We start from the raw sequence: 9,580 nt of genomic DNA, 5'->3' as shown, positions 1-9,580 counted from the left end.
TGCCCGACTTAAGTGTCTGTAATGCTTCCTCGAAAAGTTGCTCCAACTCACTCCGAGGTGGTCTCTTTGATTCCATTTCTGTCATAAGTTCTCATTTTATTTTTACTTATACTTATGACACACTTTTCTGAACAGTCTCTTTGAGACTTTTGATGCGACTCTACAAAAAGGTTCATTCGTTCCTGGTGATCTCAACCCTCGTAGCACGCCCCCTTTTCGAAAGCTGGGCCCTTGTGACCCCATAAGCCCTCAGTGTTAAGTCAACCGTGTTTTTGATTCGCTCATATGGAGAGGTCGCAGCCATTTCCTGGATGTCAGATTCGTTCATCTGTTCGAATGAATCCAGGATGGTGATTCGGCTTTTCTTTTGAGTAGAGGTTGATATTTGTTCTTTTAGAGACATTAGTTTTTCTGATTGCGGCTATTGATCATGATCTCAAATAACCCTGCTCATCTCTTTCTAATGCAATTTAAGCTTTTGAATGGATGTTTGGTTAAAACGATGGGTTAATTATGGATTCGCTGAGGTATGAGTAGCACGGCGTGAGGATAAATCCAGGGACAATCCCGCCTACGCTGAAGCTTAGTCAGACGACCCACCTTCGCTAAAGCTTCAGCAGCTCCGACCCACCTTCGCTAATGCTTCAGCAGCTCCGACCCGCCTTCGCTAAAGCTTCGGCGGACAAGGAAGATTGCGTGCATCCTTTGTGTCCTCGTGCCTTAGTGGCAATGAAGCTCCATTTTGAGAAGTTGCAGATGGTGGAAGTATAAAGACAGGAACCCCTGGCAATGCACCACCCGGTGTCTGACGGCTCTTTCAGGGCGGCTAGTTGGCCGTGCCGACACCTGCGCTTCAATCCCTGATCCAAACCAAGTTTACCGGGTTGAGGCTTTCTTTAGTGGCCAGGTCTTTGAACCGGCTCATCATTTTCATAGGCCCGTCGATGGTGAAGGTATCTTCCAGCATAGAAGGAAAATGGCTGGGGTTGGTGCGGTAGGTGTAGGTTACATGAGTAGAACGCTCTCCATTTTTAGAGAAGCTCCATTCCCGCTCGGGTACGTTCACCCTCGTCATAGAGGTAGCTTCCTTTTCTTGTGGTGAAGAGCGGAGGTTCACCGTTACAGTTTTGAAGTCAGGTGTGTGGTTGAATGTAGCCAGGGTAACCATATCTCTGTTGGGAATGGGCCACGGCAAATCGATCACCTGATAGAAGACAAGGGACTTTTCGTGATGGTATTTTATAAGCTCGCTGCTCTTCATACCATCCATGAAATCGGTATGGAATTCAGTATTATACAGGATGTTGACGCATGTTTTGACGTTGGCCGGTACCGTGAAAACTGCCATGAAATTCCTCAGAGTGTCGCACTTTTGATCCGACTCATAAAGTGTAATGCCATTGAGCTCCTCCAGCACTGTCCACTTAGGCTGCGAACGGCAGGTAAAACCAAACAGAAAAAATACAGTAAGCAGGGAAGAAAAAAAGTATCTCAACATTATATCTCAGCATTATATGTGAGCATTGCAGCATCAAGATACGAAAAGCAAAATAAAAAGGCACGCTCAAAATGAGGTGCCTTTTCCCTAAACCTACTCTAAAACCACTCAAAACATTTTCTTATGTACTTTGTTGGCATTCCAAAACTTTGGATAAAACCTGATCAGGTCCCACCACCAGATGAAAGTCAGGGCCAATCCCTGAAACATCAGTTTCGGCCTTTTCAGGTACTTAAACCTTGTTTTGAAGTAATACCATTGTGTCTTTATCATTACCTCCCAGTAGATGATTTGCCAGGGTGAGGTGCCTCTGTTTTTCCGGTAGCTTTCCGGATCCTTGTAGAATAGGCGGAACTCACTTTCCATGATCTTCATCCTTTTGGAAACCTTAGAAAAGGTATCCATGCGGGGTGGGTGATATACAAGCATATCAGCGCAGAATCCAATCTCTCCGTTTTTCTGTATTCTCCAGGCCAGGTCGGCGTCTTCGTTGTGCGGAAAAGGAAATTCCGTATCGAATCCGCCAACGGCGTCAAGAGCACTCTTCAGGTAGGCAGCGTTACAAGTAGGAACGCTTTTGTTGCCTTCTGTATTATCTATCTGGTGCGTTAGCGGTGTAATTTTGTCTTTGTCAGTAAAAGTGCTTCCCTGCAAACCCACTATGTTGCTATTCTTAAATTGAGCATCAATCGTACATAGCCAGTTTTGTGAAGGGATGCAGTCGTCGTCAGTGAAGGCGACTATTCTTCCTTTTGCATACTGGATCCCCAGATTTCTTGCAGCAGCAGGGCCCTGGTTTTGTTGATTGAAGAAACGAAGACCAATGGTGCCGAAAACAGAGTATTCCTCAAGCAATTCAACGGTTCCGTCGGTGGAGCCATCGTTGATCACAATTACCTCGTAAGAAAGATGGCAGAAGTCCTGGCGGCTAAGAGCATCCAGGGTTTCCTTTAGAGAATCCCGTCTGTTATAGGTCGCAATTATTACCGAAATATCCATAGCTAAATTCTTTTATGTCTTAGAGTGAGGGCGGCGTATCCGGCAGTCGTTGTTAGCTTCTTCATTTGATCACCTCCGTCGCTTTTAATGAGGTTTCTGGCTTTTTCATTAGCCCCAGCACTTTTCCGGTACTTCTCAAGTAGACACCAGGAATTTTTGCAAATGTGGAAACGATGCTGATGTCAGCCTCTTTTTTGAGTATTGTGCCAATCCAGATAAATCCCCCCAGCTCAGTAATAGCCATAGAAAGCGGTGCTCCCATCAAACCCATGTTGCGCATGAGCAGGTAGCCAATGCCGATATTCAATATGCTGTTAACCAGTACAATGCGGAATGCCATCTGGGGTTTGCCCATGGCAGTTACCATGCTGCCAAAGGCTGCGCCAAAAGGCGTTATGATGGTAGCCAGCAGAAGGTAAATGGCGAGTATGGACCAGGATTGCCTGTATTCTGGACCGCTCACCAATTCCAGAATGAAAGGCGATAAGAAAACGCCTGTCAGTGCAAAAGGAATGGTGAAGGCCAGAAGCTGGGCAATAGAATCTTCAAATGTATGTTTGGCTGCCTTTAGGTCACCTTTGTTCACATGCATCACCAGACTGGGAAAAAGGATCGACTGGAAGGCATTGTTAGGCAAAAGGGCGATTTGTGAAAAACGTTGCGATACCCCTAGAAAGGCTGTCTGCTGAAGGCTGAGCAGCGCACTGGAGTAAAACAGACTGATTCTCGACGACACCGCAGAAGTAGCTTCCCGCAGCATGGCGAAAAAGCCAAAATGACGGATGAGCTTTAGGTTTTCCTTTGCCGTGGTCGACTTGATGATTTGCCTGTAAGGAAGGAAGAGGGAAGCGAAAATGCCACCTGCTATGCTTCCGGCTCCCATAGTGGGCACCAGGTAAATGACTTCCGCTTTGTTCAGGTAGAGTAGAACGAACAAAACGATAATGGTGCAAAGGTTAAGTAGATTAGTAATAAATATCTCTTTGATCTGCAATTGGCTTCTCAGGTAAAATACCTGCCAGCGAAACCAGGCATTCGGAACGGCATAAAGTGGGTAGAAAAGCATAAACTTCCCCAGAGTGGTGCTCAGGAAAAAGCTTATCGCAACAATAACGAGGCTGGTGACGAGTTCGAAAGACAGCATCACGGTCAGGTTGGTCTTTAGTGAGCTGTGGGCTGAGCTTCCGGTTATTCCGGCGGTGCTCTTCACCATGGCCGACTGAATGAGGGCATCTCTGAGGCTGCCTGCCATGGCAAATATGGCGATGAACAGGAACCAGGCTCCAGTGTCTTCGGTACTATACATCCGGGTGATGGCTGCCACCAGGCCTATGCCCAGGGCGAACTCAATCCCGTTGTTGAGTAACGACCATATTTTATTTCTGAATGAAATCATTAGCAAGTAAGCCTTTCATTGAATTATGATTCAAATTTAGCTTGCTCAGCCTGCTCTTTCTTGTCAAAATCGATGGATCGAAACATAATGGCGGCAAACAGCCAGAAAAGTACGCTCATTGGAAAAACACCTACAACCTCCTGTCCCCATTCCACGACGAGTAGCGGGGCTATGGCGCAAATCATGCCGGAGACAATGGCCTTGTAGCGTTTATTCTTCATTTTCCAGAAAAGGAAGGTGCCTTTTACAAGGATGTTGTAATACACGTTAAGGAAGAAAAGCAAGCCTATCCAGCCCAACTCCACGGCCACACGGATCAAACCTGAGTCAGGTGGAAAGTTGGCCAGAAAGGTGCCGGGTGAAAAACGCTGCCCCCACACACCCGTCGACCCTAACCCACCGCCAATGGGGTGCTTCAGGATCCAGGGGAAAATGATGGCCTTGTTGCGGGCACGGGTTTGGTAGGAGGCATCCTCTGATGCTTTGAAAGTGCTTTGTATGCGCTGGATATGGTAGTTGTTTGTTGGCATTACGGCCACCGTCACCATCAGCGCACCGGCAAAGATGACTGAGTAGTAGAGTTTCTTGTTTCTTGAAAGCACCACCCATGCAAAGTAGAATATGGGAATGATGACATAGGCAGACCTGGTGCCGGAATATACCATGCCCATTAGGGTGGCAAGAAAGGTAGCCAAAAGAAAAAGCCTGGTGAATGTGCCTTTGAAAGCTGTGAGCAGTGCCACACAAAGCATGGAGATAAAGGCCATCAATATTCCAAACTGGGCGGGAGATCCAATACTGCCTATCGCTCTCCAGCGGCCGTAGTTAAAAACAAGGTGCATGACGTCGTGCCTAACCACGTAATTGTACTCCCAGCTAAAATAGCCGAAGTTGGCCTGCCAGATTCCCCAGCTAGCCGAAAACAATGAAAGCCCAAGGATGACAAACAGTAACCTGTACATCTTTTTGGGCGTGGTGAGCATGTCATAAGTAAGGAAAAACAACATGAGATAACCCACGGCTGGCCTTATCACAAAGAACCAGGCTTGTCGTGAAGCCGCCATCGGATTGAATAGCTCAAAAACATTCATACCCGCCCATAGCAAAATAGAAATGCCGAACGGACTTGAAAAGGTACTCCAATCTTTGTTATAGGTGCTTCGGTAGAGCACACCCACCAGCATCGTAACGATCACCACATCAAGCAAAATGCCCATGGGAATCCCTTCAAAAAGCCTGTTGGGGATGCTGACAAAAAAGGCCAGCCCCAGCATGATATAGATGCCGATTTCCGTTTTCCAAAGTGCAGATACGCCAATTGGCAGTGCTACTACGACCACAATAATGCCTAAAGCCACGATAATGCCTTTCGCCACCATTAGTTGGGCAACGACGGGCACAAGACTAAGCCAGAGCACCCATTGCATCCATGGAGGAATACCTCCCTCACCCCGGATAAACCGGCCAAGAATAGTTCCTGAAGATGGAGAGAGGTTTTTCATTTATCTTGCCAGAAGCTACCTCCTGAAAGGCAAATTCTTAAAGTTTGTGAGTTGTGTGGATAAACTTGCCCTGGTTTTCCTTCTTGACACTTTTTGCAGCATTGAAAAGGTTGTTGAAAGCCAATTTTGGAAGCTGAAGGCCATGCTTTAATGCGGTTCCCAGCGCTTTCTGGCTAATGAGAAACAAGGCCACAGCCAGTCCAAGAACGACCGCCGATGCGGTAAACAATGGCAAGTACAAAGGCCAGCTGCCAAAATAGGCATACCATCCGATTTCCAAAGCCGCCACCATTGGCGTGATTACCACCTGAATAGACCTTGGTGGCCTCCAAAGTGTGATGAGATAGTCGAAAGCTGCCAGTCTTCGGTAAGTAAATGCGGCTGTAAGTAGTGTTTTGCCATGATAAAGGGCGTTGTAGTACTGCTCGCCAAACCATCTCAAGCGCTGAGGGTTGTGCGCTTCAAGGGCCGAAGTCTTTTCTTCGTAAAGCTCGCTGGCGGGCCAGTAGATAGTTCGTACATCCCGTTTGCGACTCAGCAACTGTACCATAAAGTTCTTATCGAAGCCAGGAGCTTTGGGGTCGAGGTCGTTGATGGCCTCTGAAAACAGCTCAGCTTCAATTAATGCGCCACTGCCGCTGATTTCGATCATCAGGCCCATATTTTGTTTCGCCTTGCGGAACATGGTGTCGTTTAACGCTTCCGTGGTGTTGTCGAAGAAAGCAACCGAGTTGTTTACCGACAAAGACGATCGCTTGCCCTGTATGATATCGTAGCTATCGTAAAGTGATTCAGGAATATTGTTGAAATAGTCTTCGTCGAGCAGGTTGTCTTTGTCCACCAGCATAAGGAATTCAGGGCACCAGGTACCTTTGTCGCATTCGCAGTGAATAGTATGGGTAATGTGTCGCAGTGCATGTTGATAGGAGTTACCGCCCAGGTGTCCAAAGCTCTTCTCTTCGAGAAAAAAGCCTTTTGATTTTACAAAATCGGCGTATTCGCTGTCAGCTTCCTGAAGCAATACATAAACGTGGATGTTCTTTCTTGCCCTGATAGCTTTTTCAATAGAATTAAGCACTTCCTTGAAAATGGGGCCAGGCTTGTAGGCTGGTAGCACAAGCAGCAGGTGTGGGTTGGTTAGGTTTTTATTTTCCCCCATTGCCTTCGGGTTGGCATATCCCAATACGATGAGCGCCAGCCAGTATAGGCTGTAAAAGAGCAGGAAGAAGGCGATTGGGTACATTATAAACTGCATAGCTGTCATTATTTCTAAAAGTCTCTTGTTATCAATTTCTTGGTGATCCGTCTGATGAAGGTTCTTTTCTTGGGTATTTCGCCCAGGTAGTCTTCCATGTTCTCAACATCGACTCTGTTGAGCAACGTGCCCAGGAACTGCAGCCTGGACTCCAATAGCATCTTCTCGACTCGCTGATCGACTTTGGTGATGATGCGATTGGCGCTGAATATATATAGCACGTGTTTAGAGAGTTCCATCCAGAAGCCTGCCTCAGCGCTGATGTTGATAGGGGAGGTGATCAGCACAACGAGGTCGTTTTCGGTTTTCATCTTATCCAGCGACTCTACAATTTTGGTTCTGTTTTTTATCAAACCATTGTTCTCCACCAAGGGCTTGAAGTCAATGAGAGACTCGTAGGTGTTCTCGTTCATCCAGTCGGCGTCAACAAAGGCGACCTTTTTCCCGGAGCCTTCCAGCAGCGATTGAAGCTCCAGTGCGACGTAGTGCTTGCCTTCACCTGCCTGGCTGGAGGTTAGCATCAGTATGCCCTCATCGTCGAAGCATTTGCTCATGATCATTTGCAACAACTGTAGTATTTGTTGCTGATGTATGAGTTGAAGTGCTTTGGCTAGCTTTTTGTCTTTTTCCTTCGCTGTTATTCTTGGGAGGGCACCAATGACTGGCAGCGATGAACTTCTCTCAAATTTCTCCACACTGATGATGGATGCATCGAGCAACTGAATGATAATGAACACAGCTGCCATTAACACGAAAACTGCGATACCACCGGCTGCCACTATAACAGGTCTCTTTGAAGGCTCCGGCTTAGTGGGAAGATATGGAGGGTCAATCACCTCTATCATGTTCTCACCAGAGCTTGACTCCATGGTTTGGGTCAGGTTGAGCTTGTTTAGCAACACCAGATACACGTTTTGTGCCGTGCTTATCTCCTGCTCCAATGCCACTATGGTGGACTCAAACGGAGCGAATTTTTTAGAATACCCTGTGACCCTTTGGATTTCATTTTCAATGATGCTCAACACGTCGGCGTTGATTTCTGTGTCAAGGTCATAGTTGAGGTACTTGCTGGCCAGCTCCAGCTGTATCCTGCTTGGGTCGTAGGGGCTCTTACCGGTCAGCTCTATGAGTTTCGCATTGATAGCTTTTCTTGTGGTTTCCACATTGCTTTTCACCTGCGCCAGGGCTACAGCATTGTTCTCTTCCAGACTGGTCGTAAGCACCTCACGGTTCAGCCTCTTCAGATCTTCCTTTAGCTGCACAATTTCAGCGTTGGTGGTGAGGTCAAGCGACAGGGCGTTGCCTGCTGCCACAGTGCTCAGTACTTCTGACTTACCTTTCGCTGAGGAGCTAACCTTGGCCATCAGGTTGGCCCGGGTGCCTTCCAACTGCACCAGATACACCACAATGGCTTTGGTATGCTCGCCAAGGTTGATGATGCTGTTTTCTACTTTGAAGTTTTCGAGTTTCTTGATTTTTTCATCAAGATCTGCTTTTGCTTTGTTCACTAGCCCTTCAATCAAGTCCTTATGACTCTTGATTTTGTTTTTGGCAATCTCACGGTTTTCATCGATCAGGGCCTCAATAAACAGATTGGCTATTATTTGCGTCTTTTCAGGGATATGTTCTGAGAGCTCAAACTTCATGAAGTTACTGTCCATGATGCGGTACGACATCACAATATCCTTCAGTCTTTCAATCTGTAGCTGATGGAAGTCGAGGTAGCTGGCGATGAGGGTGTCGGGAAACTGCTTCGGCCGAAGCTGCTCATTGTTATGCTCGATTTCATCGAGACGTTTCAGCACTTCCTCTTTGTTAGCAACAAGATTTTCGTTCCCAACGGCGAAGATATTATCACCTTCAAGACCTTTTCTTACTGCTTTGATTCTTACCCTTTCTATAGGTTTTTTTGATTTCAGCAGCTCCACTATGTTTTGGAACACAGTGTGGATTTGGTACTGCTTCATGTCCTCGTCTGTGAGGCTGGTGCTTTTACTTTCCTGTAGGTTGAGGTAGAGTTTCGCTTCTGTTTTGTAAGTCTTTTGGCCATTGGCCGTCATGTAGATGATCAACGCCATAGTTAGCCCAGGCACAAGCACAAGCTTAAGCCAGTGCTTCATTAATGTTCTGAGTATTGCTATTAGTTGGTCCATGGTTTTATTGTTCTGAAGTGGCAGACGCAGCTTCAGTATCTGAGATCATGATCGAGATTTGTCGGCGAATTTTCCTTACTGCCAGTTCGGATTTGAGGACTGCTTCCTGGGTGAGGTTCATTCCATTCTGAATAAGCAGCACTTCTTCCATGCCTGCCTCACCTTTTCTGAATCGCTCTGTTACCAGGGTCACCTGCTCACTTTGCGTTTGGTTGGCAGAGATTCTTAGCTGCGCAATGCCTAGTGCTTCCAGGTAAGTGTAGAATATGTCCACTACTTGTGTACGAACTGCTTTGCGTTGATTTTTCAGCGAATTCTCGGCTCGTACAATATTGTACTCCGCTTCTCTGATGTAGCTGCGGCGGTTGATGAATTTTTCGGGGTCGATACCCAGGGTAATACCAAGGTTGGGGAGTACCCCGGCAGTGGTTACCGACTGGTTTTGGCCATCTACTGAAGTATTGAGTGAGAAAAAATTGATACCCATTCTGAAGGTAGAAAGCCACTTGTTTTTTTCCTGCTTCACATTTTCGTACTGCTGGGCAAGTTCGGCGTCAAAGCTTTTGAGGTAGTAAGAATTGACAAGTGCCAGGTCGACCAGACTGTCGATCGCCGCTTCGTTGGTAAGAAGCACCTCAACCAGCTCGATTTCCTTAACCACGTCAATCTCTTGCTGAGCGGAAACCGTCAAGGGAGAGAGTAAACATATAAAGATGAATAGGCGCATAACTAGTTTATTTGATAATACAAATCTATAGCTGAGCGCCCCCTGATCGG

8 protein-coding genes are annotated in these 9,580 nt (G+C 46.7%); all 8 read right to left on the bottom strand.

Going from position 1 to position 9,580, the window contains the following annotated elements; all coding sequences use genetic code 11:
* Positions 1 to 172: 172 nt before the first annotated feature.
* Positions 173 to 403: a hypothetical protein gene (locus RIG68_RS25665; RefSeq protein WP_350129206.1), complete on the bottom strand. Its 231-nt coding sequence runs from the start codon at positions 401 to 403 to the stop codon at positions 173 to 175.
* A gap of 450 nt (positions 404 to 853) precedes the next feature.
* Positions 854 to 1,498: an SRPBCC family protein gene (locus tag RIG68_RS25660; protein WP_350129203.1), complete on the bottom strand. Its 645-nt coding sequence runs from the start codon at positions 1,496 to 1,498 to the stop codon at positions 854 to 856.
* 108 nt (positions 1,499 to 1,606) lie between these two features.
* Positions 1,607 to 2,497 (bottom strand): glycosyltransferase family 2 protein, encoded by an 891-nt coding sequence (locus tag RIG68_RS25655; RefSeq protein ID WP_350129200.1) that lies wholly within the window; start codon positions 2,495 to 2,497, stop codon positions 1,607 to 1,609.
* A 61-nt stretch (positions 2,498 to 2,558) separates the two neighbouring features.
* Positions 2,559 to 3,893, bottom strand: coding sequence for a lipopolysaccharide biosynthesis protein (locus tag RIG68_RS25650; protein ID WP_350129197.1), 1,335 nt, complete (start codon positions 3,891 to 3,893; stop codon positions 2,559 to 2,561).
* Positions 3,894 to 3,916: 23 nt separating this feature from the next.
* Positions 3,917 to 5,395 (bottom strand): O-antigen ligase family protein, encoded by a 1,479-nt coding sequence (locus RIG68_RS25645; protein ID WP_350075440.1) that lies wholly within the window; start codon positions 5,393 to 5,395, stop codon positions 3,917 to 3,919.
* Positions 5,396 to 5,432: 37 nt separating this feature from the next.
* On the bottom strand, positions 5,433 to 6,650 hold the full coding sequence (locus RIG68_RS25640; RefSeq protein ID WP_350129193.1) for a glycosyltransferase family 2 protein: 1,218 nt from the start codon (positions 6,648 to 6,650) through the stop codon (positions 5,433 to 5,435).
* Between the two features lie 14 nt (positions 6,651 to 6,664).
* Positions 6,665 to 8,803 (bottom strand): nucleotide-binding protein, encoded by a 2,139-nt coding sequence (locus tag RIG68_RS25635; RefSeq protein ID WP_350129190.1) that lies wholly within the window; start codon positions 8,801 to 8,803, stop codon positions 6,665 to 6,667.
* A 4-nt stretch (positions 8,804 to 8,807) separates the two neighbouring features.
* Positions 8,808 to 9,530, bottom strand: a complete 723-nt coding sequence (locus RIG68_RS25630; RefSeq protein WP_350129187.1) for a TolC family protein — start codon at positions 9,528 to 9,530, stop codon at positions 8,808 to 8,810.
* Positions 9,531 to 9,580 lie beyond the last annotated feature (50 nt).

It is taken from the genome of Imperialibacter sp. (genome assembly GCF_040222385.1).
In the GTDB taxonomy this organism is placed as follows: Bacteria; Bacteroidota; Bacteroidia; order Cytophagales; family Cyclobacteriaceae; genus Imperialibacter.
Note: the sequence above shows the minus strand (reverse complement) of the source record. Positions and strands in the feature narration are given on the sequence as shown.